Here is a 23,566-nt window from a genome sequence, read left to right on the forward strand (position 1 = left end):
ATGCCGTTGCGGTGGTCGGTGTCGAGGACTTATCGACGAAGGTGAGGGAGATCTTTGACAAGGGATGGATCCCGGATCGGGCGCTGGTGTTTGAGGATTATGAGGATCGGTTGAGGAGCTTCGTCCGCGTGGATGATCCGATAAGGGCACTCATCGATCATCGCCTGGAACCCTTCACCGACACCATCGGCACCCTGTCAAAATGGCATGGGTTTTCCGATGAGTACATTCAGGACAAGCGCCAATGGGAGCGTGATCAAGAGCAATCTGTGACGGTCACCAATCCTTTCCGAAATGTTGGGCGAAACGACCCCTGCCCTTGCGGCAGCGGCAAGAAATTCAAGGTCTGCTGTGGCGCCCATTGAACCGCAATGACGAATTTGCCCAGCCTACCCGACGACACCGCAAGATTGTTTGCCGACCTGGTTCGGGCGGTCCTACCCGACTATCCGTTGCGACCAGAGGGAACGCATGGTGTTGGCCACTGGGCTCGCGTCTGGGAGAACGGAGTGGCGTTAGCGAAATCGACGCACGCCGATCTTGAGGTGGTCCTGCTGTTTGCGGTGTTCCACGATTGCCAACGCCAAAACGAGGGCTGGGATGACGGACACGGCCTTCGGGGCGCAGAATTGGCGGTGGAGTACCGTGGAAACCTTTTCGAGATTTCTGATCGACAGTTCGATCTGCTGTTTGAGGCCTGCGCATACCACACTGATGGGGTGACATACGGTGACCCGACCGTGATGACATGTTGGGATGCAGATCGATTGGATTTGGGGCGCGTTGGGATTCGGCCAGACCGGGAGAGATTGTGCACCGATGCTGCCCGAGACATCGAAATACTTGACTGGGCGAACGACCGGGCACGAGAGCGGCACGTGCCGGAGTGGATCAAGGGGATAACTTTAAGTCCAGAATGATCACCAGACTACCGCGCAATCCTTATCCTCAATTTATCTCGCTACGATTTCCATGTATTGACACGAAGTAGCTTCGCCCTGCGACCTCAGCCATCGCAGAATATTCCATAGTGCCTGACAATCGGCCTCAAGATACTCAAGAATAGCAATCATCTCAGGCGTATTCATAGTATCACTGCTTTCAAAGGCCTTCCAACCCATCACCATCGCCGTCAAGCCTTCATCCAAATCACCAGGCCAAATAGTTTCAAAGTTTCTATCCCAATCACTCAAAGCTTTTGCGGTAGCCTTCAACCCAGTCTTTAGCATTCCTGGAAGGGCAACCGGCCCCCCCGTGAAAATTTCGCGAAGATCGACCCAAGGTATCTACTCGAGCAAAATTTGTGTCGGAGTGACGGTTCCCTAGAGAGACGGATGAAGTTATCGGTGCGGGCAATCGAGCATTGGGGTCCGGTCTTGCCCCCGCTCTCACCACCTGGGCGGACGCTTCTCGTTGAAGGCGTCCAGCCCCTCCTGGGCATCGTCGGTCTCGATGATGTTGCAGATGGTCTCGACCACGGTTTCAATGGCGCGGCGGTATTCGAAATCGTTTTGGCGCATGAAACTGTCGCGCGCGAGTTTCATTACCACGGGTGATTTTTGCGCCAGCTCCCGGGCCATGGCGCGGGCCTCGGGCAAGACCTGGTCGGGCGGCACGGCCTTGTTGATCAGGCCACGCTCAGCGGCCTCGCGGTAGCTGATGGTATTGCCCGTGAACAGCAGCTCGAAGGCCTTGTGGCGGCCGATTTGTTTTGGCAGGTGCACGAAATGCATGGCCGGGATCAGACCGACGTTTATTTCCGGATACGACATGTCGGCTTCTTCGTTGGCAATCAAAATATCGCAGGAGACGGCCAGGGTGACACCGGCGGCTCGCGCCGGGCCGGTCATGGCGGCGATGGTCGTTTGCCCATGCGGTATTGCAGGTCGTGCATGGTGAAATAAAGCTCTTCCAGGAAGGTGCGCAGATCGAGGCCGGACCCGCTTGGCCCGTCGCTATTACGGCCGCAACCAAGTCGTACAGATCATTTCGGGTAAGTAGATGCATCGTGGTGCGCGGCATCTGCGATCATTGAGCTATGCCTCGCCAGCTTGCGGCCCAACGATTTCAAGCTCGCGTTCGCCCACCAGGCGGACCTCGCCGATGCCCAGGGGCTGGTGGAAGAGGCGCAGGTAGGCCGGGCTCTCGGAGGGGCCGACGTCTGCGAGTCCCTGACGGGCGGCCTGGGTGGCGGCGGCGGCGATGGTCAAAGTTTTGGGCTCGATGACGACGCCGTAGACCAGGCGAGCGAAGTCAAGACTGATATATTCCTCGATGACGTCGGCCAGCACCCGTTCGGGGTCGCGCTCCAGCGCCGCACCATGGCCGCCGCCGCCGGCCGAGATGTGGCAGAGCACGTCGCCTTCGCGAAGCTCCACCGCCTCCATCGGCATCACCGGCAGAATTCGCTGGTTGGGGCCGGGGTTGAGGATGTTCCAAGAAGGCGTGCCGGGGCTGCCGCCATCCAGGCCATAGGGGAGATATCGTCGGCGGTCGGAACGGATCACCAGGCGGGCCTCTTGCGTGCGCAAGCGGTACTGGCGCACGAAGGCCGGGGCGCCGCGAAAGCGGCCGGGGCCGCCGGAATTGTCGACCAGGGCGTAGCGCTCGATCTCGACCGGATAGAGCGCCTCGATCATCTCCACCGGCTGGTTGGTGATGTTGCCGCCGGGATTGGGAATGCCGTGCACACCATCACGATGCGGCAGTGCGCCCCAGGCCCCGGCCAGGGTCTCGGTGCAGACGAAGGGCCGGCCCTCGTGCCAGCCGCCGATGGCGGGGAAGCTGACGCCGCCCTCACCGGCCGCCGGGACGCGTTCGGGCACGACCTGGGCGAAGGCGCCAAACAAGGCGTCCAGCATGCGCCAGCCGATGATGGCGCGGGCCCCGCAGGCCCCGGGCAGGCGGGGATTGACCAGCGTGCCCTCGGGCGCCACCAGCTCGATGGGCCGGATGAAGCCCTGGAAGTTGGGGATCTCGGCCGTGCTCAGGCACTTTACGACGAGAAAGGCGGCCGACTTGGTGAAGGGAATGGGGCAGTTGATGCCGCCCGGCACCTGGTCCGAGGTGCCGCTCCAGTCGACCGTCATGTGGTCGTCCTCGATCTCCACCGCAACCTGCAGAATCAGTGCCTCGGGGTCTTGGCCCAAGCCGTCGAGATAGTCGGTAAATTCATAGCGGCCGTCGGGCAGCGCCTCGATCTCGGCCCGCATCAGGGCCTCGGCGTGGTCGTGAAGGGCCTCGATGGTGGTCCGGAAGGTGTCGGCGCCATAGCGCTCCAGCAAGGCCAGATAGCCCGCCTCGGCGGAGCGGCAGGCCGCCACCTGGGCCCGCATGTCGCCGGCCACCTTGTCGGGCAGCCGCGTGTTCTTGGCCATCATCTTGAAGAAGGTGTCGTTGGGCCGGTCTTCCTCGTACATCTTGATGATGGGGATGCGCAGACCTTCCTGATAGATCTCGATGGCGAAGACGGCGCCTGAGCCGGGCGCGATGCCGCCCATGTCGGTCTGGTGCACCAGCGTCGCGGCAAAGCCCTCGAGGCGGTCGGCGAAGAAGATGGGCTTGACGATGTAGACGTCCGGCAGGTGCATGCCGCCGCCGCCATAGGGATCGTTCCAGACGAACATGTCGCCGGGCCGCATGTCATCGCCATAGTCGGCAATCAGCTGGGCCAGGGCATCGGGGAACGAGCCCAGGTGCAGCGCCATGGTCAGGCCATGCGCAATGGCCCGGCCCTGGGCGTCGCAAAGCCCCGTCGAATAGTCCATGGAATCGCGCACGATCGAGGAATAGGCGGTGCGCATGATGACCAGCGCCATCTCGTCGGCGATCGAGCCCAGCGCGTTCTGGATCACCTCCATGGTCACGGGATCGGCTTTCATTTTTCCTCTCGTGCCTTGATGACGATGTTGGCGCTGGCGTCGAGTCCGGCTTGCCAGCCCGGCGGAACGACGCACGTCGCGTCATATTCCTCGACAATCAGTGGCCCAGGCCGCTGGCGGTCTTTTAGTTCATGTCGGCTCAAGACCTGGGTCTCGATGTGGCCATGGTCGGGTCCGAAATAGGCGCGCCGGGTGCCACCATCGGTGCTCTCGCCCGGCAGCGCGGACAGGGGGTCGTAGGCCAACTCAGGCGGTGCCACCCGCCCGGCGACACGCAGCGCCACGCACTCCACCGCCTCGTCCTCGGCCCGGTGGCCGTAGGTGCGTTCGTGCTCGGCCCCGAAGGCGGCGGCCAGGTCGGCCAGATTGCTGCGGCTCTCGGCACCGCCATTGGGCAGCACCAGCTCATGGGCCTGGCCGTAATAGCGCAAATCGGCAAAGCGACGGATCTCGACCTCGTCGGCGCCAAAGCCTTCGGCTGCCATGGTCTGGCGCAGGCTGGCCAGAAGGGGCTCGTAGGCCGCATCCAAATCTGCTGCCGTGAGGCCGTCGAGGCGGCGCAGGAAGGCCCGGTTGGTCTCGTGCTCGACGGCCGAGAGCAACAGCCCGAAGGCGCTGAAGACGCCGGGGTTGGGCGGCACCAGGATCTCGCTCATGCCCATTAGGCGGGCCACTTCGGCGGCCACCACCGGGCCGCTGCCGCCAAAGGCAAACAGCGCGAAATCGCGCGGGTCGCGGCCGCGATAGGTCGAGACCGCCTTGACCGCCCGCACCATGGTGCTGCCGGCCACCTGGTAGACGCCATAGGCGGCCTCTTCGAGGCTTTTGCCCAGCGGCTTGGCGATGCGATCGCTCAGCACCTTTTGAGCCTTGCCGACATTCAAGGCCAAGGCGCCGCCAACCAGATGGTTGGGGTTGAGATAACCCAAGGCCACCATGGCATCGCTGAAGGTAGGAAGTTCGCCGCCCCGGTCGTAGGCCACCGGGCCCGGATCGGCACCGGCACTTTGCGGCCCCACGTGCATCAGGCCGCCGGCATCGAGGGCGACGATGGAGCCGCCGCCGGCGCCGATCTCGGAGATGTCGATAACCGGCAGCTTGAGTGCGAAGCCGCCGCCCATGACCAGCTTGGACGAGAGATTGATGCCGGCGCCGACTTCGTAATCGCCGGTCTTGTCGACCCGGCCCTCCTCGACCATGGCCGCCTTGGCCGTGGTGCCGCCCATGTCCAGCGTGATGCAGTCGGGGCCGGCGCTCATCTTGGCCACCTCGGCGGCGCCGATGACACCGGCGGCGGGGCCGGATTCGACGATGTAAGCGGGCCGTTCGGCCGCCGCCGCCAGGCTCATGGTGCCGCCGTCCGACTTCATTACCTGCAGCGGCGCACGAATGCCGGCCTTGCCCAAATGACGCGACAACGAAACAAAATAACGCTCCAGGATGGGGCCCAGATAGGCGTTGATGACGGTCGTGCTGGTGCGTTCGTATTCGCGGATCAGCGGCAGGATGTCGCTGGAACAGGTAATGAAGGCGCTTTCCAGGTGCTGGCGCAGGATCTCCGCCACCCGGCGTTCGTGATCGGGATTGGCATAGGCATGCAACAGCGAAATGGCCACGGCCTCGACGCCGGCGGCCTTGAGCCGCTGGCCGGCCTGCTCGACGCTTTGCTCGTCGAGTTCGCGGCGCACTTCGCCAAGCGGCCCCAGGCGCTCGTCGATCTCGAGCCTGAGCCGGCGCGGCACCAGGGGCTCGGGCTTGGGATAGTTGAGCACGTACATCTCGGGAATGCGCAAACGCCGCATGTCCAAAACATCGCGAAAGCCCCGCGTCGTGACCAGGCCGGTCAGCGCGCCGCGGCGTTCGAGGATGGCGTTGGTGGCGACCGTAGTGGCATGCACGATGCCTTCGACGGCCTCGGGCTCGGCGCCTTGTTCAGCCAGCGCTTGGTTTAGGCCAGCCACGATGCCGCGGCCATAGTCGTCCGGCGTCGATAGCACCTTGCGGCTTTGCTGGCTGCCGTCCGCGCCGATCAGAATGACGTCGGTGAAGGTGCCGCCGATGTCGATGCCGACGCGATAGCGCATGCTGGTCCAGTTCGTTACCCCAGTGGTGGGCCACATTTCATGCTAGAACGCCGGGGCGTGCAAGCAGTGGAGAGTAAAGCGTGACGGCGTCAACCAAACCGATCGGCGAGTTCGTCTGCCGGGTGCAGCAGAACGCCTGGATCAACGACGAATACAAACATCTCGTGCTGGCGGCCCCGGCGGCTGCCTTGGGCGCCGGGCCGGGCCAGTTTTTTCACCTCCTCTGCCCCGCCACGGAAACCGATCAGCCCTTCCTGCGCCGGCCCATGAGCGTCTATCGCTGCAACCTGGACGCCGGTCGGCTGGAATTCCTCTACAAGGTCGTCGGCGCCGGCACCCGTTCCATGGCGACACTGGCGGCGGGCGATGATTTCGAAATACTGGGGCCGCTGGGCCATGGCTTCGAGATCGATCCGGCCTGGCGGCACATCATCATCGTCGCCCGCGGCGTCGGCCTGTCGACCCTGGCACCGCTGGTGGCGGCGGCCAAGGCCGCCGGCACTGGCGTCAGCGCCATCCTCAGCGCACGCTCGCCGGAATTGCTGATGTCGGCCGACAGCATGGCCGCCGACGGTGCCGACGTGGTGACGCTGACCGACGCGGACGGCTCCTCCGATCCGGCCGAGGTCGAGAATCTTGTGCGCACGCTGGCCACCACCACGCCCATCGACGCCTTCGCCACCTGCGGCTCCAACCGCCTGCTCGGGCTGTTGCAAGCCCTGGGCGCGGAATACGGCATCCCGGGTCAAGTGGCGCTGGAACAGGCCATGGGCTGCGGCCTGGGCATGTGCTTTGCCTGCGTGCGCCGCTTTCGCACGTCTGAGGGCGAGATCTACAAACGGGTCTGTTGGGAAGGTCCGGTGTTCGACTTGCAGGAAGTCATTACCGGGTAATCGCGGCTTCCTGCCACCAGTCCGCCGGCAGCTTGCGTTTGCCAAAGCCCAGCTTGATATCGAGCCACAGCGCCAGCCGCCTGAGCTTTGTGCCCATCAGCCAGCGCAAGGCCCGCATGGCGGGCCGGCTGAAATCCTTGTTGTAGGGACATACCCGCATGCAGATGCCGCAATCGGTCTTGATGCGGGTCCAGTATTCGAAACACTTCTCGGCGTCCGAGGTCCACTTTTTCACTCCGGCCAGGCCTGATTTGTTGGCCACCTCGAAGCTTGGCGGGCCAAACGGCAGGGCGCGCGGCGGGCAGTCGATGGCGCAACGCTGGCAGATGGCGCAGAACTCGGCCACACCAAAGGGCTGGGGCCGGTCGAGGGCCAGGGGCATATCCGTAAAAACCTTGGAAAAGCGCACCCGGGGCCCGAATTCCCGGTTGATCACCATCTGGTGGCGGCCGTATTCGCCGAGCCCCGCCTTGACCGCGAAGGGAATGGCCAGGGCCGTGTCATTCATGTTGGCCACCGCCTGGTAGCCCAAATTGCGAACGTACTGGGCCAACATGGCCAGGTTGGCGGCCTCGGCCGAATAGCCCTTGCCCACGGCGGCCGAACCGGTGGCCGAGGGAAAAGTGTTGATCAGCCCCATGTCCATGGCGTGGCCCACGACGATGACCGTCGTCAGCCCCTCGGGCATCTCATTGGGCCGGGATTCTTTGTCGATGAGACTGAATTTTCGCTTATAGACCCAGCGTTCGTCGTATTCGGCGATGCCCACCAGGTCGGCACCGAGAAAACGGGCCACGCGCTTGACCTCGGCCGTGACCTGGGCGGCGTCATCGACGGGCACTTTTTCCGCCGCCGGCGGGTGGTAGGCGGCGATGGGATCCTGAAAGCCTTCTCGCACGCCTTCGGCCTGACCGCGTTCGGAATAGGTCCGGGCCACCACCCAGGAAGCGTTCCTCAAGGCAAAATCGCGCTGGCGAAAGCCGTCGGGCTTGCGCGGCCGGGGATCTTTCTGCTGGGCGTAGAAATCGGCCACGGCGTCGGACATCACGTCCTGGTCCCACTGCACCCGGCAGAACATGTCATTGCGCTGGTCGAAGGGTTCGAAGTCGGCGCCGATCTCGAAACCGGCCTCGCGGTCGCCGGCCCGCAGGCGCTGCTCGCGCGCTTCCTCCCCGGGTGGCCGGTTGGCCGGCCAGCTCTCCCTTGGTGGCTTTTCACCTGATAACATGGCGCCAGTTTACACGCCGGAGACAGCCATGGTCGATCTCAGCGTCACTATCGGAGATGTCACCCTCGCCAATCCCATCATGCCGGGCTCGGGCACCTTCGCCGAGGGCATAGACCGGGTCATCGATCTGGATCTATTGGGGGCACTGGTCTCCAAGACCATCACGCCCGATGTGCGCGAGGGCAATCCCCAGCCCCGCATCACCGAATACCGCGATGCCATGCTTTGTTCCATCGGCATACCGAGCAAGGGGCCCGAGCACTACGTCGAGCAAGTGGTGCCCTTCTACCAGGACTTCCGGCCGCCGCTGGTGTGCTCCATCTCGGCTGCCACGGCGGCCGCCTTCGGCGAGCTGGCGAGACAGGTCAGTGTCGACGGCGTGGCCGTCATCGAGGCCAACATCTCGTGCCCCAACCTGGAACAGGACGGCCGCGCCTTCGCCATGGAAGAAGGCCCGACCGAGGCCGCCGTCGCCGCCATCAAGGCGGCCAGCGACCTTCCGGTCTGGGCTAAACTCACGCCCAACGTCGGCGACATCACGCTGATCGCCAGGGCCGCTGCCGCCGGCGGTGCCGATGCCCTGGTGGTGGCAAATGCGCTGTTGGGCATGGCCATCGATACCGATAGATTCCGGCCCAAGCTGGGTAACCTGATGGGCGGCCTGACCGGGCCGGCCACCAAGCCGGTGATCCTGCGCATGGTCTACCAGTGCGCCCAGGCCGTGGATTTACCGATCATCGGCTGCGGCGGCATCGCCACTTGCGAAGACGTCATCGAATACCTGCTGGCCGGGGCCGCGGCAGTGCAGGTGGGCACGGCCAGCTTCCGCCACCCCGGCACCATGCCGCGCCTGCTGCAAGAGCTGCCGGCCTGGTGCGAACGCCGGGGCATCGCACGTATCAGTGACCTCACGGGCGCCATGGTGACCGACGTCACGGAACCCGAGCGCGAGGCGGCGCTTTGAGTTTCACCGGCCACAGGCCCTCGTCCACCCTCCTCCCTCTCGTGTTAGGCTGTCGATAATGCCCACACTAGAAGTCCGTTACTGGCCCAAACGCCTCTGCATCGGCCCCGGCTCGCTGGCCGAGCTGCCCGAGCTGATGGCCGGGTTGCGCCGCCAGCGTGCCCTGGTGGTCTGCGGCCGCACCGTGGCCGGCGGCAACATGCTGGCCAGCGTGCGCCGCGACCTGGGTGCCGGCCTGGCCGGGATCTTCAGCGGCGTCGAGGCGCACACGCCGCTGGCCGTCGTCGAGGCTGGCCTGGCGGCGGCCCGGGAGTGCCAGGCCGACACCCTCATCAGCGTCGGCGGCGGCTCCACCATCGACGCCGCCAAGGGCATCGCCATTCTCGACGCCAGTGGCGGCGATCTGGCTCCCTATCAGGTGGCACGGGGCGAAGGGGGCGCGGCCGAGCGGCCCGAGCTCGAGGGCGACTCGCTGGTTCACATCGCCGTGCCGACGACCGCCGGTTCGGCCTCGGAAGCCATGCCCACGGCCGGGATTCGTGATCCAAAGGCTGGGCGAAAACTGCTCTTTTGGGATGATCATCTGGTGCCGGCGGCGGTGATCCTGGACCCCGAAATGGCGGTTCACGCCGGCCCCGAGCTCAGCGCCGCTAGCGGCATGACGGCGCTGGCGCGCTGCCTGGAAGGCCTTTATTCGCGTGACCGCCAGGCCATTTCGACGGGTCTCTCGTTGCACGCGGCAAAGCTTTTGGTCGAGGCCCTGCCGCGCAGTATCACGGCGCCCGATAATCTCGAGGCCCGCCAGGCCTGCCAGTTGGCAGCCCTGATGTCGGGCGTCGCCTCGATCAATGCCATGGCCTCGGTGGTGCACGCCATCGGCCACGGCGTCGGCGGGCGATATGGGCTGCAACACGGCATCTCGCACGCCCTGCTGCTGCCGCCGGCCGTGCGGCTGCTGCTGCCGGCGGTGGGCGCGGACGGCGGGTTGGTGGCGGCAGCGCTGGGGGGCGTTGGCGACGATCCCGCCGAAGCCGCGGCCGGGGCCATCGAAGCGCTGCTCGACAAGCTGCCGCTGCCCAGGCGTTTGCGCGATGTCGGCGTGGCCCAGGACGAAATCGCCGAATTGGCGGCCGGCACCATGGACGACTACATGATGGATTATGCGCCACGGCCCGTGACGGAGCCCGAGATCGCCGCCCTGCTGGCCGCGGTCTGGTAGCAGTGGCGACGGTTTCGCAAACCCTGGCGGCCTGGATCGCCGAGGCCGAAGTGCCGCCGGCGCAACGGGAAAAATCGACCCTTCGGGTGCTCGACACCATCGGCCTGGTGGCAGCCGCACTGAACACCCCACAGGCCGAGGCTGTCACTGATTTTGCCGCTGCCCAGGGCGGCCAAGCAGAGGCCGGCCTGGTCGGCGGGCGGCGCCTGCCGGCGGCTCTGGCGGCGCTGGTCCAGGGCACGCTGGCCCATTCCTTCGACTACGACGACACCTTTGCCGACAGCGTCGTTCACCCCGGCAGCGTCGTCGTGCCCAGCGCCCTGGCGGTGGCCGAAGCGGCCTCAGCCGACCGCGGCGCCGTGCTCGATGCCGTGGCTATCGGTTACGAGGTGGCGGCGCGGTTGGGTGCCGTTGCCGGGCGCGGTTTGCACGCTCGCGGTTTCCATGCCTCCGGGGTCATCGGGCCCCTGGCGGCCGCCGCCGTGGCAGCCCGGTTGGGCGGCCTGACGGCCGACCAGGCGGCCCAGGCGCTGGGCCTGGCCGGCAGCATGTCGGGCGGCCTTTTGGCCTTCATCGACGACGGCTCGTGGTCCAAGTGGCTGCACCTGGGTTGGGCTGCCCAGGGCGGCATCACGGCGGCCGGCCTGGCGGCCCGCGGCTTTCGCGGTCCGGCCTCGGTGCTGGAGGGGAGCCACGGGCTGTTTGCCGCGCATATTGGCAGCGGCCAGGGGGTCGAGGACGTTTGCCAGGAATTGGGCCGGGAATGGCGGGGCGACGCGGCGCTGTTCAAGACCTATCCCTGCGCCCACGTGATCCAGCCGTTTCTCGACAGCGCCATAGCAGCCCGGGCCGAAGAGGGCCTCACGCCCGATGCCATCACAGAAGCCACCTGCACCTTGGCGCCCTGGGCGGTGGCCATCGTGGCCGAGCCGCGCCCGCCCAAACTCGTGCCCGCCGGCCCCCTCGAGGCCATCGGCAGCCTGCCCTTCATGGTCGCCGCGGCGCTGGCTGACGGCCGCGTTGATCTTGACACCCTGGCGCCCGAAAGCCTGGTGCGGCCCGACCTCTTGACCCTGGCGGCGCGCGTCGAGCACCAGGCCGACGCGGCCCTCGGTCAGGGCTTCGATGGCCGGCTGGAGATCATGGCCGGCCGCCGCCTGCACTACGAGGTCAAGGCCCAGGCCGCGACGCCCGAAGGCCTGCGGGATAAATTCCGCCAGAACGCCGGACGCAATTTCGCCGCCCCCACCGTCGCTGCCATCGAAAGCGCCGTCGATGGCTTGGTGGCTGACGGATTTGCGCCGCTGTGGCAGGCTTGTGCTTCCCTGCCAGGAGCAGACAGCGAATGAACGAAACCAAATCCTCGCCGGCCAAGCTTCGGCTCGCCGTCGACGTCGGCGGCACCTTCACCGACGTGACGCTGTTCGACGCCGCCAGCGGCGCGCTGGCCTCGACCAAGGTGCTGACCACGCCGGCCGACCGCGCCGCCGGTGTGCTGGCCGGCATCGAGGCGGCGCTAGGGGCGACGGACGGAGCGGACGGGGCGGCGGTGCGCGAGGTGGTTCACGGCTCGACCACCGGCACCAACGCCCTGATCGAGCACAGCGGCGCCAAGGTCGGACTGCTGACCACCCGGGGCTTTCGCGACGTGCTCGAGATCGGCCGCATCCAGCGGCCCATGGCCGGGCTTTACGACATCTCCGTCGACCGGCCGCCGCCGCTGGTACCGCGCCACCTTTGCCTCGAGGTCGACGAGCGCCTGGACGCCGCCGGTGCCGTGCTCAGGCCGCTCGACGAGGAGGCCGTGGCCGCCGCCGCGGGGGTCTTCGCGGCAGCCGGCGTCGAAGCCGTGGCGGTGTGTTTCCTGTTTTCCTACCTCGATCCGGTGCACGAGCAACGCGCCGGGGAAATCCTGGCAGCCGCCTTGCCCGGCGTGCCGCTGACGCTCTCCTGCCTCGTCAGCCCCGAATACCGCGAATACGAACGCGCCTCGACGGCCGTCATGAACGCTTATCTCACGCCCATCATGGCGGCCTACCTCGACGACCTGGAGGAACGCCTGGGCCAGAGGCTGGCAGCGGCCAAGCTTTTCATCATCCAGGCCAACGGCGGCTCGACCTCGGTCGAGGAAGCCCGCCAGCGCGCCGTCACGACGGTCAATTCAGGCCCCGCCGGCGGCGTCGTGGCGGCTGCCTATTATGGCCGCCGGCACGGCCGCCAACGACTGGTTTCGGTCGACATGGGCGGCACCTCGTTCGACATCGGCCTGATCGAGGACGGCATCTCCAAGATCACCACGGAAGGCGCCTTCCAGGATCTGCCGGTCAAGATCCCGATCATCGATTTGCACATCATCGGCGCCGGCGGCGGCTCCATCGCCTGGCTCGACCCGGGCGGTGCGCTCAATGTGGGGCCGCGTTCGGCCGGTGCCGATCCCGGTCCGGCCTGCTACGGCCGCGACGGCGATCAGCCCACGGTGACGGACGCCAACCTGGTGTTGGGAAGACTCAATCCGGACTACTTCAACGGCGGCCGAATGGCCCTGGATGCCGACGCCGCGAGCCGGGTGGTGGGGACGCTGGCGGCGGCCATGGGGCTCGGTCTCGAGGAGACCGCGCTGGGCATCGTCAAGGTGGTCAACGCCAACATGATCAGGGGCATCGCCACGGTAACCATCCAGCGCGGCATCGACGTGCGCGACTTTTCGCTCTGCTCCTTCGGCGGTGCCGGCGGCGTGCATGCCGTCGACATCGCCCGCGAACTGGCCATGAAAGAGACCATCGTGCCGCCGCTGGCTGGCACCTTCTCGGCCGTCGGCCTGCTGGTCACTGAGATGCGCCACGATTTCGTCACCGCCTTGGGCGGCCTGCGTGCGGAAGAGGCCGATCTCGAGGCCTTGGAATCCCACTACCGGCGCATGGAGGACGAGGGCCGGGCGGCGCTGGCGGCCCAGGGGTTCGCCCCGTCAAGCATTCAATTGAATCGTTCGGCCGATCTCAAGGTGGCGGGGCAGACCTACGAGCTGTCGCTGGCGCTGCCGCGAGGGGGGGCTTTGGATGCGGCCGGCGTCGAGGCCCTGCTGGCCGCTTTCGGCGATCTCTATCGCAAACGCTACGCCTTCTTTTTTGCCGGCGAGCCCATCGAGCTGGTCAACCTCAGGCTCCAGGCGCTGGGGCAATCGGAACCGATCGAGCTGCCCGAACAGACCGGCGGCAGCGCCGCCAAGGGCAGCCGGCCGGTCTATTTCGAGGTTTCCGGCTTCGTCGAGACCGCGGTCTATGCCCGCGAAGGACTGGCGCCCGGCAGCACCATCGCCGGTCCGGCCGTGATCGAGGAGGAAACCGCCTGCACCGTGGTGCCGCCCGATGGCCGCGCCGAGGTGGCCGGCGACCTCGGCCTCTTTATCGACCTGGCCACGGGAGAGCCCTCATGACCGACATGATCACCATGCAGGTAATCCGCTATGCGCTGGAGCAGATCGCCGACGAGATGGGCTACACCCTGGTGCGCACCGGGCGCTCGACCATCATCACAGAGATCAAGGACATCTCCTGCGTCGTCACCGATGCGCGCGGCCAGACCGTGGCCCAGGCCCACCACACGCCCAGCCTGCTGGCCGGCTTCGAGATCACCATGCGCGAGCTGGTGGCGGCCTACCCACCGGACGCGCTCGCGCCCGGCGACGTCATCATCACCAACGATCCCTATAAGGGCGGCCAGCACATCATGGACCTTTACGCCATCGCGCCGGCCTTCCACGAGGGCGAGCTGGTGGGCTTCGTGGGCAACATCACACACCATTCGGACCTCGGCGGCGTGGCCGCCGGTGGCGTCGCCGGCGGCATCCGCGAGATCTACCTGGAAGGCCTCAGGCTGCCCATGGTCAAGCTGCTGAAGGGCGGCGTCGAGGACCGCGAAATCTCCGCCATCATCGAGAACCAGATCAGGCTCCCCGAGAAGACGTTGGGCGACATCCGGGCCCAAATCAGCTCGCTGATGGTGGGGACAGAGCGCCTGGACCGGCTTTTCCTGCGCTACGGCTGCGCCGTGGTGCGCCAGGCCTGGGGCGATCTTCTGGACTATTCCGAACGGCGCATGCGCCAGGGCCTGACGGCGCTGCCCGACGGCGTCTATCAGGCCGAGGATTTCATCGACGACGACGGCATCGGTGACCAGCCCATCCGCGTCCACGTCAGCGTCGAGATCCGCGGCGACCGGGTCATTGTCGACCTCAGCCAGTCCGACCCCCAGGCCCAGGGCAACACCAACTCGACCATGGCCAACACCCACGCCGCCATCTACTACGTCATGATTGCCGTGGTCGATCCCCATACACCGCCCAATTCGGGCTGTTACCGGCCCATCGAGGTGGTGACCAAACCCGGCACCGTGGTCCATCCCCTGCCGCCCGGCGCCGTGGCGGCGCGCACCAACTGTTCGCAGAAGATCGTCGAGGCCATGTATGTGGCTCTCTCGGAGGTGGTGCCCGAACGCGTTACGGCAGGATCGCACGGCCAGATCTCGACCTGCGGCTTCGGCGGCCGCGACCCCGCCACCAACGAGCCCTTCATCTTCACCGACATCCAGGGTGGCGGCAACGGCGCCCGGCCTTTCGCGGATGGGGCGGACGGCCAGGACAGCCATCTGCCGCGTTTCATGAATACGCCCGTGGAAGCCGTCGAAAGCCGCTTTCCCGTGCGCATCGAACGCTATGAATTCATCCCCGATTCGGGCGGTGCCGGGCGCTACCGGGGCAGCCTGGCGCTGGTCCGCGACATCCGCCTGCTGGTCGACGAAGTGAGCTTCGCGCGCTATGGCGACCGCCACAAGTTCGCCCCCCAGGGCCTGTTTGGCGGCCAGCCGGGAGCCTGCGGTGCTTTCGTGCTGAATCCCGGAACGGCCGCCGAGACGGTACTCAAGTCGAAAGGCCTCGATACCCTGGCGGTGGGCGACCTGGTCAGCCTGCGGCTGCCCGGTGCCGGCGGCTACGGCGATCCGGCCGAGCGCGACCTCGACGCCATCGAGCGCGATCTGGTGGATGAAAAAATCACCCCCGAGGCCGCCGAACGGGACTACGGCGTGGTGCTTGACAATCGCGGCCAGGGTATCGATCGCGAGGCCACGGCAGTCAAACGGAGGGGGGCCTAAGGCACTCTCTCAGGCGACTTTTGCCTTCGGGCGACCGCGCTCGCGAACCTTGAACCTGCCGTACAGCAAGGTTGGGTTATGTTCGAAAGCATCGCAGGCGATCTTTACCGCGGCCGGCACGACGTCTCGGCCGTGATAGTTTTTGACGGTCGTCAGCGAGACGCCAAGCAAGTCGGCGGCTTCGTTGTTGGATAGCTGAACCCGGCGCTGCCAGGCCTTGAATTCCCGGCCCGACATTTCCTGCTGCCACAAGGCCAGGCTGAGCAGCGCATCAGCACCGTAGTCGAGGCCGTTCGGCCAGGCGATGCCGGAGCCGTTGTGGATCAGGTGGGCCTGAGCGAAGGCCTCGGGATCGTCACGAAAAACCTTGAAATGCCGTGACCGCGCGCAAAGGCCTGACAGATCCGCGTCGACCTCAGTTCCATCCTTAAAGATGGCCCGCAGGGACAGGGGGCCAACAACCTCCAGCTTTTTGATGCGGGGCACCTCGGTCATTTGAATTCGTCCCATTGCCGCAAGAGATTGTCTTCGTTTTCTTCGATCCATGCGCAGGCCCTGTCGAGCGCTCTTGCAGGAATGTGGCCGACCATGACGGCCCGACTGCGGATGTTCACTTTGGCCTCGTGCTCCGCCTGGATCACGTGGACATGTGGTGGATTGTCATCCTCGAAGTAGAGGTAGATGGTGATCCCACCCAGCCTGGCCACTGTTGGCATGTGTACTAATATAGGTCAATATTTGGCCTAGTCAAGGGTTGGGCCGCAGCGCCCCTCCCCCTACATCTCCAGCAACCGCCCGTAGCCCTCGACAAGCTGTTTGATCCCCAGCGTTCGCAGGGTCGACCAGATGGTGGCCTGGTTGGAGGTGACGACAGGCTTGCCGGTTTGCTCTTCCAGGCGCTGGGCCACACCCATGGAGTTCCAGTTGGTGCAGGAAAGAAAGACGGCGTCGCAGTCCGGCGCCACCGCCTGGCAGACGAAGTCGACGATGGCGTCGTCGGGATCGGCGCCGATCTCCAGGTTCGAGGCATGGGCCCGGCCCTCGAGCGCCAGCACCTCGAAGCCGTTGCCCTCGAGGTATTCGCCGACCATGCGGGTCATGGTTTCGGGGTAGGGTGTGGCCACGCTCAGCTTCGCCGCGCCCAATAGTTCCAAGGCTTGCAGCACGGCGGTCGAGGTCGGCACCGTGGGGATGCCGGAGGCCTCCTCGATACGCGCCTTGATCTTTTGGTCATAACCCGGGCCTTCGATCAGGCTACCACCGGTGCAGGCATAGACGATGACGTCGACGGCAGCCGAGGCCAGGTGCTCGGTGGCAGTTTCGATGTCCTGGTTCATGCGCTCGAGGCCGTCGGCGTCGGAACCTGTCATCCACATGCGGGCCGCATGCAGCGAGGTCCGGGCCGGCAGCAGGCACTGGAAATCCCATTCCACCGTGGTGTTGGATGAGGGCAGCATGACGCCGATGCGTGTGCGCTGAGCCATTTTCACCTCGCTCGTTTGCCCGGGCAGTCTAGCTTATTGTGGTGTAACACCAAAGGAGGCAGCCCATGGGGCGTATGGTCGAAGGCGTCTGGCACAGCGAAGAAGTGATGGAGATGGACCGGCGCGGGGCTTGGATGCGGCCCGAGACGCGCTTTCGCAACTGGCTGGGCGAGGAGGGTTTCGCGCCCGAGGCCGGGCGCTACCACCTGTACGTGGCGCTCAACTGCCCCTGGGCCCATCGCACCATCGTCTACCGCAAGCTCAAGCGCCTCGAAGACATTGTCTCGCTCTCCTTCGTGCGGCCCCGGCGCACGGACCAGGGCTGGGTTTTCGATGCCGACGACGAAGCCTATCGCGATGCCGTGCTGGGCAAGCGCTCCTTGCACGAGATCTACAGCCTGGCCGACGCTGATTTCAGCGGCCGGGTGACGGTGCCGGTGCTGTGGGACCGGCAGCAAGGCACCATCGTCAACAACGAATCGGCCGATATCATCCGCATGCTGGACTCAGCCTTCACCGGCCTGGCGGAGGCCACGCCGGAACTCGCGCCGCAAGCTTTGCTGGCGGAAATCGACGCCCTCAACGAGCGCACCTACAACAGCGTCAACAACGGCGTCTACCGGGCCGGTTTCGCCACCAGCCAAGCCGCCTACGACGAAGCCTTCGCCGAGGTCTTCGCCACCCTGGACTGGCTCGACGAGCGCCTGGGCGAACGGCGCTTCCTGCTCGGCGACCCGACCAGCGAGGCCGACTGGCGGCTCTTTCCCACCTTGGTGCGTTTCGACGTGGCCTACCACGGCACCTTCAAATGCAACCTGCGCCGCCTGATCGACTACCCCAACCTCTGGCCCTACGCCCGCGACCTCTACCAGACCCCGGGCATCGCCGAGACCGTCGATCTGGAGACCTACAAGCGGGGCTACTATTCGCTCAGCGAACAGCGCAACCCGACCGGTATCGTACCGCGCGGACCCGAGATCAATTTCAGCATCCCCCACGGCCGCGGCTAACGCACCTCGAGCACGATGCGGCCGCGGCTGTGTTCGCCGGCCTCTAATAGATGCTGGGCCTCGGCGGCTTGTGAGAGCGGCAGGGTGCGGCCAACTTGGGGGCGAACGGCGCCACTGGCGACCAAGTCGAGCACGGCCTGCAACACGTAAATGGCGTCGTGGATGTCGGAACGCAGCACCTTGACGCCATACTCGGCGCCCAGGTCCTCGATGGGTTTGGCGATCAGCCAGACCAAACTGCCGCCGGGTTTGAGCACGGCGTAGGAGCGCCGGTGGATATCGCTGCCCAGAAGATCGAGCACGACGTCGTAGTCGCGGAGTTCGGTGGCAAAATCCTGCTCGTCATAAGCAACCACTGTGTCGGCTCCCAGGCTGCGCACGTATTCGGCGTTGGCGGCCCGGCAGGTGGCGGTGACCTCGGCGCCCAGGTTGCGGGCGATCTGCACCGCCATGCCGCCGACGCCGCCCGAGCCGCCATGCACCAGCACCCGCTGGCCGGCCGTGATGGTGACGCTTTCCATCAGCGGGATCCAGGCGCAGACGCCGGCGTGCACCGCCGCCGCAGCCTCGGTGAAGGAAACATTGGCGGGGCGGCGCACGACCTCGGCGGCGGCGCGCACCACCAGCTCGGTGTAAGCACCGTTCTCGGTGTGAGCGGTGATGAAGCATACTTCGTCGCCGATGGCCATATCGCTGACCCCGGATCCCAGCGCCACGACCGTACCGGCGCCGTCGCGACCGGGGATGGTGGGAAAGGTTTGGGGGAAAATTTCCTGCAACAGGCCCGCCCGCACTTTCCAGTCGCCCGGTGCGACGCTGGCCGCATGCACGGCGATCAGCACCTCGCCGGGACCCGGTTCGGGATCGGGCAGATCGCGGTAATGCAGGACCTCGGGGCCGCCATGATGGTCGAACTGTATGGCCTTCAAGAAAAACTGCCTCCGGGAACCTCGAGATGAAAATCGGTTTCGCGCTGATAAAGGTGCCCGGCGTTCAACACCAAGGCCTCGTCAAAGGGCCGGCCGACAAGCTGAAAACCGCTGGGCAGGCCAGCCACGAATCCGGCCGGCACCGCGAGCGCCGGCAGACCGAGGTAGCTGAAGGGCCGCGTCAGGCGGCCGAAGGTGGCCATCACGTGGGCCGCCCCATCGGCTCGTTCGGGGTTGCAGTCCGCCATGTTGGGGGTGGCATACTCGTAAACCGGTGTGTGCAGCAGATCGACCTGGCTGAACACCTGGTCGAGAAATTCCTCGAGCGCCGGGCCGCGGGCGCGCAGCGCATTGAGATAAAGGGCGGCTGGAATGAAAAGCCCGGCTTCCATTTCGCTGCGGATACCTTCGCTGTAATCGTCCGGGCGTTCCTGGATCCAGCGCTGGTGCAGTGCGGCTGCTTCGGACTTGAGGATGATCTGGGCCTGGGCAAACCAGCGTTCGGGATCGGGTATCGGAAGTTCCACGATCTCGGCCCCCAGCCCGCCAAAGACTTTTTTGCTTTCGCCCAGCAGGGCCTGAATTCGGGGATCGAGGTTGTCGTGAAAAAAATTCGTCGCCACACCGATGCGGCGGCCTGCCAGCGGCGCCTCGATCTCGGCTTCGTAATCGGGCACAGCCACCTGGGCGGCGCTGGGATCGGCCGGATCAGAACCGGCGATGACGCCCAGCACGCGGGCCAGGTCGCGCACGCTGCGGGCCAGGGGGCCGACGGCATCGGCAGACCAGGAGCGCGGCATGATACCGAAGCGGCTGATCCGGCCGTAGGTCGGCCGCAGGCCGGCGACACCGCAGAAGTAGGCCGGCAGGCGCACCGAGCCGCCGGTGTCGGAACCCAGCGCGCCATAGAACATCCGCGCCGCCAGGCCCACGGCCGAGCCGGTGGACGAGCCGCCCGGCGTGTGCAGGGTGTTCCAGGGGTTCAAACAATCACCGAAAGTGAGGTTGTGGCCGGTGGCGCCGGCCGCGAATTCGGCCATGCTGAGGGTGCCGAGGTCGAGCGCCCCGGCGGCGTCGAGGCGGCTCAGCACCGTCGCCGTGCGGTCAGCCACCACCTCGCGGCGGATCATTGAGCCGCAGGTCGAAATGCGGCCGGCGCGATAGAACATGTCCTTGTGGGCCAACGGCACGCCGTGCAGCGGACCGACACGGTCGCTCTCGGGGATTTGGTCGGCGGCCTTAGCGGCGGCCCGCGCGGCTTCCGCGTCGAGGGCGATGAAGACGTTGAGGTCTGGTTGCCGGGCACAGCGTTCGAGGCAGGCCTCGGTCAGCTCGAGCGACGAGAAACGTTTTTGGGCTATGCCGTCGGCGGCTTCGGTCAGCGACAGCCCAGCCAGCTCAGGGCTCATCGCCGCTGGCCGGCTTGGATCAGACGGCGGCTGAAATCGCCGCCCGGCTCGACGTCGAAATCCGCCGTCGCGGCCCGGCCGGCCAGCCGTTCCAACTCGGCCGCCAAGCGACCGGCGTCGGCGGGTGCGAGCTCCAGGCCCCAAAGGTCGCGGCCCAGCGCGGCGATTTGTTCGGGCATCGGCATGTTGGCTCCTTACCTGAAAACAGCACGACCCGCCAGCCTCGGGGGCCACGCTATAATAGCCTCCCACCGCAGCCGAGCAGGAACACGTGATGGCGAAGACCCTTAAGGACTGGCTTGATGAGCTGGAGGCCCACGACCTGCTGGCCCGCGTCAGCCACCAAGTGCACGTCAATCAGCTGGCCACGCTGATCGAGCAGAACCACCGCCAGGCGACGCTATTCGAGGACATCCAGGGCTATGACCTGCCGCTGGCCGCCAACACCTTTTCCAACCGCGCCATGATGGCCCTGGCGCTGGGCTGCCAGGAAGACGGCATCCTGGCGGCCTTGACGGAAAAGCGCCAAGCCCGCATCGCCCCGGTGGTGGTGGCCGAAGCGCCCTGTCAGGAAATCGTCGTTGCGGGCGAAGACGTCAATCTGGCCGCCTTGCCGCTGCACCTGCAGCATGAACTCGACGGCGCGCCCTACCTCTCGGCCGCCGTCATGGTGGCCCGTGATCCCCAGCGCGGCGTCAACAACCTGGGCATCTACCGCATGATGTATCGCGGCCCGAACGAGACCGGCATCGACGTCACGGCACCGCACAAGCTCAGGCACTATTACCAGCAGGCTTGCGAGCTGGGCCGGCCCTTGGAGGTGGCCGCGGTGCTCGGCCTGCCAGCCATCGACATGATGGCAGCCCTGGCGTCTACGCCCTTGGACGAGGACGAATACGAAGTGCTGGGCGGCTTTCGCGGTGAAGCGGCCGAGTTGGTGGCCTGCCACAGCGTCGATCTGTGTGTCCCGGCCAATGCCGAAATGGTGCTGGAAGGCGAGATGCTGCCCACTGGCTGGATCGCCGGCGAAGGCCCCTACGGCGAATTCACCGGCACCTACGGCGGCGGCCTCAAGCAGAACCCGACCATCCGCATCAAGGCCGTGACAAAGCGCCGCGATGCCATCTTTTTGTCCGGCACCCACGGCGGCCATCATCCCGGCTGGACCGACATGCATGTGCTCTTTCCCATGATCGAGCTCGACATCCACAATGCCCTGGTCCAGGCCGGCATCGACGTGCGCGCCGTGCGCGCCCTGCCGGCATCATCGGGCATGTGGGCGGTGGCCAGCATCAAGTCGATGTTCCGTGGCGACGGCAAGAACGCCCTGGCCCTGATGCTGGCGGCCTCGAAGCAAGCCTTTCCCAAGATCGCCGTGGTGGTCGATGAAGACATCGACATCTTCGACGACGAACAGGTCACCTGGGCCATGACCTGGCGGGCCCAACCCGACCAGGACTTGATGATTTTGCGCGACATGAAGGCGGTGCCACTGGATCCCTCGCTGCCCTCATCCATGCCGCCGGTGACGACATCGAAGCTGGGCTTCGACGCCACGGTGCCGGTGGGCCGCGACCGGGCCGACTTCGCCATCTGCCGCCCGACCGAAATTGCCAGCCCAGGGCGGCGCCCCGACTTGGCAGCGGCCGAATTCGACACCGCGCTAAATGACTTCATCGGCAGGGAGCCGGTGTTTTTTCAGGCCCTCATCGAGGAGTTCGGCGGCGACAACCTCAGGGCGCTGCTCGAATCCTTCGGCCGCCTCCGTCAAGGCGATCTGCTGGGCCGCGACGACAGCGGGCGCTACATTCTGCAAGCCCCGGCCGCCGACACAACCAGGTCGTGCGTTGACCGCAAGTGACAAGCGCAGATATCCTGCACCAGCAGCGCCGCACGAGCGGCCGCCAAGGGAGGATCATTATGAAAAAGTTGCTAAACACCGTTTCCAGCACCGCCGGCCTGAGCCTCATCGGCCTGGCGCTGTTGGGCGCCGCCTCGGCCGGCGCCGAAACCAAGATGAGGGCGGTTTCCTTCATACCCAAGACCCATCCGGTGATGATCCAGGCCATCGCCTGGACCGACAAAGTCAACGCCGGCCTCAAGGGCACCCTGAACATCAACTACGTCGGTGGCTCGGAAGTGATCGAACGCTTCCAGCAGGCCGAAGCGGTGCGCAACGGCGTCATCGACCTGGTCTACACCGTGACCGCCGACTACCAGGCCCATATGCCTTCGGGCCAGTCCATGGTGCTTTCCAGGCTCTCGCCCTCGGAGGAGCGCAAGTCGGGCTACTACGATTGGCTGGTCAAGCGCCACATGGAGAAGCTCAACGCCCGCTACCTGGCCCGGCTGCATTCCTCGGGCTTCTATCTCTGGGCGAACAAGAAGGCCGAGAAACTGTCCGATCTCAAGGGCCTGAAGATGCGCACCGGCTCGCTCTACGACCGTTTCATGCGGGCGCTGGGCATGGTGCCGGTGACCATGAATTCGCCCGAGGTCCACACGGCGCTGGAGCGCGGCGTAGTGGACGGCTTCGGCTGGCCCAACATGGGACCCCGCCAGCGCGGCTGGATCAAGAAGGCCAAGTACGTCATCGACCTGCCCTTCTTCGGCGCCTCCAACGTTGTGGCCCTGATGAACCTGGACAAGTGGAAAGGCCTCTCCAAGGCCACCCAGGACAAGATCGTCGCCATCTCGGCTGGCTACGAACCCAGCATGGTGGCCCACTTCAAATCCGGTGCAGCGGCCGAATGGAAGAAGCTCGATGCCGCCGGTGTGGTCCGCTACAAGTTCTCTGACGCCGTCAACAAGCAATACCTCAACATGGCCTACGACCTCGAATGGAAGAATCTGGCCAAGAAGGTACCGAATGACGTCGCGACGCTGAGGCGCATAACCGGGAACTAGTACCGCTTGCCCGGCCGGCCAACGCTAGCCGTCGGCCGGCCGGGCCGAGAGGAAAAATTCGCCATGCTCGTTGAGCGGCTCGGCAGTTTGATGGATTTCGCCGAGGATCTGCTCAGCGGCGTGGCAGTCATGGTGCTGGTGGCCATCACGCTCTCGGTCTGTCTCGAGGTGTTGCTGCGCTACGGCTTCAACAGCCCCATGGTCTGGGTCGTCGAAATCACCGAATACTCGCTGGTATATCTCTGTTTCCTCGGCACTTCCTGGGTGCTGCGCAACGACGACCATGTGCGCGTCGATTTGGTGATGATGGCCTTTTCCGAACGCTGGCAGCATCGTTTTCATGTGATCGGCTGCCTCTTTGGCCTGGCCGTCAGCCTGGTGCTACTGGTCTTCGGCGCCCGTGTGACGTG

General features: G+C 65.7%; 22 protein-coding genes. 12 read left to right on the plus strand and 10 right to left on the minus strand.

Going from position 1 to position 23,566, the window contains the following annotated elements:
- Together QGG75_15350 and QGG75_15355 are read left to right on the plus strand one after the other, a co-directional pair.
- A partial coding sequence (locus tag QGG75_15350) for an SEC-C metal-binding domain-containing protein (GenBank protein ID MDP6068609.1) occupies nt 1-365 on the plus strand: 365 nt, incomplete at its 5' end.
- A gap of 6 nt (nt 366-371) precedes the next feature.
- Complete coding sequence (locus tag QGG75_15355) at nt 372-920, plus strand: hypothetical protein (GenBank protein ID MDP6068610.1); 549 nt, start codon at nt 372-374, stop codon at nt 918-920.
- Between the two features lie 468 nt (nt 921-1,388).
- Here QGG75_15355 and QGG75_15360 read toward each other — a convergent pair whose 3' ends face one another.
- From QGG75_15360 to QGG75_15370, 3 genes are all read right to left on the minus strand, one after another.
- A complete protein-coding gene (locus QGG75_15360; protein ID MDP6068611.1) occupies nt 1,389-1,850 on the minus strand; it encodes an enoyl-CoA hydratase-related protein in 462 nt (153 codons plus the stop codon).
- Between the two features lie 186 nt (nt 1,851-2,036).
- On the minus strand, nt 2,037-3,881 hold the full coding sequence (locus tag QGG75_15365; protein ID MDP6068612.1) for a hydantoinase B/oxoprolinase family protein: 1,845 nt from the start codon (nt 3,879-3,881) through the stop codon (nt 2,037-2,039).
- Nucleotides 3,878-5,965 carry a hydantoinase/oxoprolinase family protein gene (locus QGG75_15370; GenBank protein MDP6068613.1) on the minus strand — a complete coding sequence of 696 codons (2,088 nt, stop codon included), beginning with the start codon at nt 5,963-5,965 and terminating at the stop codon, nt 3,878-3,880. Before QGG75_15370 ends, QGG75_15365 begins: the two co-directional genes overlap by 4 nt.
- Nucleotides 5,966-6,045: 80 nt before the next feature.
- Here QGG75_15370 and QGG75_15375 point away from each other — a divergent pair, with 80 nt between their 5' ends.
- Nucleotides 6,046-6,858 carry a dihydroorotate dehydrogenase electron transfer subunit gene (locus tag QGG75_15375; GenBank protein ID MDP6068614.1) on the plus strand — a complete coding sequence of 271 codons (813 nt, stop codon included), beginning with the start codon at nt 6,046-6,048 and terminating at the stop codon, nt 6,856-6,858.
- Here QGG75_15375 and QGG75_15380 read toward each other — a convergent pair.
- Nucleotides 6,848-8,086: a reductive dehalogenase domain-containing protein gene (locus QGG75_15380; protein MDP6068615.1), complete on the minus strand. Its 1,239-nt coding sequence runs from the start codon at nt 8,084-8,086 to the stop codon at nt 6,848-6,850. The genes QGG75_15375 and QGG75_15380 overlap by 11 nt on opposite strands.
- Before the next feature lie 28 nt (nt 8,087-8,114).
- Between QGG75_15380 and QGG75_15385 the strand changes: the two genes are divergently transcribed.
- From QGG75_15385 to QGG75_15405, 5 genes are read left to right on the plus strand one after another with little or no spacing between them, the layout of a single operon-like run.
- On the plus strand, nt 8,115-9,050 hold the full coding sequence (locus QGG75_15385) for a dihydroorotate dehydrogenase (GenBank protein ID MDP6068616.1): 936 nt from the start codon (nt 8,115-8,117) through the stop codon (nt 9,048-9,050).
- Between the two features lie 58 nt (nt 9,051-9,108).
- On the plus strand, nt 9,109-10,269 hold the full coding sequence (locus tag QGG75_15390; protein MDP6068617.1) for an iron-containing alcohol dehydrogenase family protein: 1,161 nt from the start codon (nt 9,109-9,111) through the stop codon (nt 10,267-10,269).
- A 2-nt stretch (nt 10,270-10,271) separates the two neighbouring features.
- On the plus strand, nt 10,272-11,618 hold the full coding sequence (locus tag QGG75_15395) for an MmgE/PrpD family protein (GenBank protein ID MDP6068618.1): 1,347 nt from the start codon (nt 10,272-10,274) through the stop codon (nt 11,616-11,618).
- Nucleotides 11,615-13,702 (plus strand): hydantoinase/oxoprolinase family protein, encoded by a 2,088-nt coding sequence (locus tag QGG75_15400; protein MDP6068619.1) that lies wholly within the window; start codon nt 11,615-11,617, stop codon nt 13,700-13,702. Before QGG75_15395 ends, QGG75_15400 begins: the two co-directional genes overlap by 4 nt.
- Nucleotides 13,699-15,417 carry a hydantoinase B/oxoprolinase family protein gene (locus tag QGG75_15405; protein MDP6068620.1) on the plus strand — a complete coding sequence of 573 codons (1,719 nt, stop codon included), beginning with the start codon at nt 13,699-13,701 and terminating at the stop codon, nt 15,415-15,417. Before QGG75_15400 ends, QGG75_15405 begins: the two co-directional genes overlap by 4 nt.
- Nucleotides 15,418-15,426: 9 nt before the next feature.
- Here QGG75_15405 and QGG75_15410 read toward each other — a convergent pair whose 3' ends face one another.
- Genes QGG75_15410 through QGG75_15420 form a run of 3 tightly spaced genes read right to left on the minus strand, consistent with a single transcriptional unit; the run spans nt 15,427 to nt 16,901 of the window.
- Nucleotides 15,427-15,912, minus strand: a complete 486-nt coding sequence (locus QGG75_15410; GenBank protein MDP6068621.1) for a DUF2442 domain-containing protein — start codon at nt 15,910-15,912, stop codon at nt 15,427-15,429.
- A complete protein-coding gene (locus QGG75_15415; protein ID MDP6068622.1) occupies nt 15,909-16,133 on the minus strand; it encodes a DUF4160 domain-containing protein in 225 nt (74 codons plus the stop codon). Before QGG75_15415 ends, QGG75_15410 begins: the two co-directional genes overlap by 4 nt.
- 60 nt (nt 16,134-16,193) lie before the next feature.
- Nucleotides 16,194-16,901, minus strand: a complete 708-nt coding sequence (locus QGG75_15420; GenBank protein MDP6068623.1) for an aspartate/glutamate racemase family protein — start codon at nt 16,899-16,901, stop codon at nt 16,194-16,196.
- Nucleotides 16,902-16,966: 65 nt separating this feature from the next.
- On the opposite strand from QGG75_15420, the gene QGG75_15425 reads away from it, so the two are divergent.
- Nucleotides 16,967-17,911: a glutathione S-transferase family protein gene (locus tag QGG75_15425; protein MDP6068624.1), complete on the plus strand. Its 945-nt coding sequence runs from the start codon at nt 16,967-16,969 to the stop codon at nt 17,909-17,911.
- Here the strand turns inward: QGG75_15425 and QGG75_15430 are convergent.
- From QGG75_15430 to QGG75_15440, 3 genes are read right to left on the minus strand one after another with little or no spacing between them, the layout of a single operon-like run.
- A complete protein-coding gene (locus tag QGG75_15430; protein MDP6068625.1) occupies nt 17,908-18,840 on the minus strand; it encodes an NADP-dependent oxidoreductase in 933 nt (310 codons plus the stop codon). The genes QGG75_15425 and QGG75_15430 overlap by 4 nt on opposite strands.
- Nucleotides 18,837-20,249 carry an amidase gene (locus QGG75_15435; protein ID MDP6068626.1) on the minus strand — a complete coding sequence of 471 codons (1,413 nt, stop codon included), beginning with the start codon at nt 20,247-20,249 and terminating at the stop codon, nt 18,837-18,839. The genes QGG75_15430 and QGG75_15435 overlap by 4 nt, the downstream gene beginning before the upstream one ends.
- Entirely contained in the window at nt 20,246-20,428 is a 183-nt protein-coding gene (locus QGG75_15440; protein MDP6068627.1) for a hypothetical protein, read from the minus strand. The genes QGG75_15435 and QGG75_15440 overlap by 4 nt, the downstream gene beginning before the upstream one ends.
- 95 nt (nt 20,429-20,523) lie before the next feature.
- Between QGG75_15440 and QGG75_15445 the strand changes: the two genes are divergently transcribed.
- The 3 genes from QGG75_15445 to QGG75_15455 form a co-directional block, all read left to right on the plus strand.
- On the plus strand, nt 20,524-22,110 hold the full coding sequence (locus tag QGG75_15445; GenBank protein MDP6068628.1) for a UbiD family decarboxylase: 1,587 nt from the start codon (nt 20,524-20,526) through the stop codon (nt 22,108-22,110).
- A gap of 59 nt (nt 22,111-22,169) precedes the next feature.
- Nucleotides 22,170-23,156 (plus strand): TRAP transporter substrate-binding protein DctP, encoded by a 987-nt coding sequence (gene dctP, locus QGG75_15450; protein MDP6068629.1) that lies wholly within the window; start codon nt 22,170-22,172, stop codon nt 23,154-23,156.
- Nucleotides 23,157-23,219: 63 nt separating this feature from the next.
- Nucleotides 23,220-23,566 (plus strand): TRAP transporter small permease subunit (locus QGG75_15455; GenBank protein ID MDP6068630.1); only part of this gene is annotated, 347 nt, incomplete at its 3' end.

The sequence above is a fragment of the Alphaproteobacteria bacterium genome (genome assembly GCA_030740435.1).
Lineage (GTDB): Bacteria > Pseudomonadota > Alphaproteobacteria > UBA2966 > UBA2966.

Excerpts from the sequence above, each read along its gene's own strand:
- QGG75_15355 (MDP6068610.1), top strand. The coding sequence starts at position 372 with ATGACGAATTTGCCCAGCCTACCCGACGACACCGCAAGATTGTTTGCC.
- QGG75_15360 (MDP6068611.1), bottom strand. The coding sequence starts at position 1,850 with ATGACCGGCCCGGCGCGAGCCGCCGGTGTCACCCTGGCCGTCTCCTGC.
- QGG75_15365 (MDP6068612.1), bottom strand. The coding sequence starts at position 3,881 with ATGAAAGCCGATCCCGTGACCATGGAGGTGATCCAGAACGCGCTGGGC.
- QGG75_15370 (MDP6068613.1), bottom strand. The coding sequence starts at position 5,965 with ATGCGCTATCGCGTCGGCATCGACATCGGCGGCACCTTCACCGACGTC.
- QGG75_15380 (MDP6068615.1), bottom strand. The coding sequence starts at position 8,086 with ATGTTATCAGGTGAAAAGCCACCAAGGGAGAGCTGGCCGGCCAACCGG.
- QGG75_15385 (MDP6068616.1), top strand. The coding sequence starts at position 8,115 with ATGGTCGATCTCAGCGTCACTATCGGAGATGTCACCCTCGCCAATCCC.
- QGG75_15390 (MDP6068617.1), top strand. The coding sequence starts at position 9,109 with ATGCCCACACTAGAAGTCCGTTACTGGCCCAAACGCCTCTGCATCGGC.
- QGG75_15400 (MDP6068619.1), top strand. The coding sequence starts at position 11,615 with ATGAACGAAACCAAATCCTCGCCGGCCAAGCTTCGGCTCGCCGTCGAC.
- QGG75_15405 (MDP6068620.1), top strand. The coding sequence starts at position 13,699 with ATGACCGACATGATCACCATGCAGGTAATCCGCTATGCGCTGGAGCAG.
- QGG75_15410 (MDP6068621.1), bottom strand. The coding sequence starts at position 15,912 with ATGACCGAGGTGCCCCGCATCAAAAAGCTGGAGGTTGTTGGCCCCCTG.
- QGG75_15415 (MDP6068622.1), bottom strand. The coding sequence starts at position 16,133 with ATGCCAACAGTGGCCAGGCTGGGTGGGATCACCATCTACCTCTACTTC.
- QGG75_15420 (MDP6068623.1), bottom strand. The coding sequence starts at position 16,901 with ATGGCTCAGCGCACACGCATCGGCGTCATGCTGCCCTCATCCAACACC.
- QGG75_15425 (MDP6068624.1), top strand. The coding sequence starts at position 16,967 with ATGGGGCGTATGGTCGAAGGCGTCTGGCACAGCGAAGAAGTGATGGAG.
- QGG75_15435 (MDP6068626.1), bottom strand. The coding sequence starts at position 20,249 with ATGAGCCCTGAGCTGGCTGGGCTGTCGCTGACCGAAGCCGCCGACGGC.
- QGG75_15440 (MDP6068627.1), bottom strand. The coding sequence starts at position 20,428 with ATGCCCGAACAAATCGCCGCGCTGGGCCGCGACCTTTGGGGCCTGGAG.
- QGG75_15445 (MDP6068628.1), top strand. The coding sequence starts at position 20,524 with ATGGCGAAGACCCTTAAGGACTGGCTTGATGAGCTGGAGGCCCACGAC.
- dctP (MDP6068629.1), top strand. The coding sequence starts at position 22,170 with ATGAAAAAGTTGCTAAACACCGTTTCCAGCACCGCCGGCCTGAGCCTC.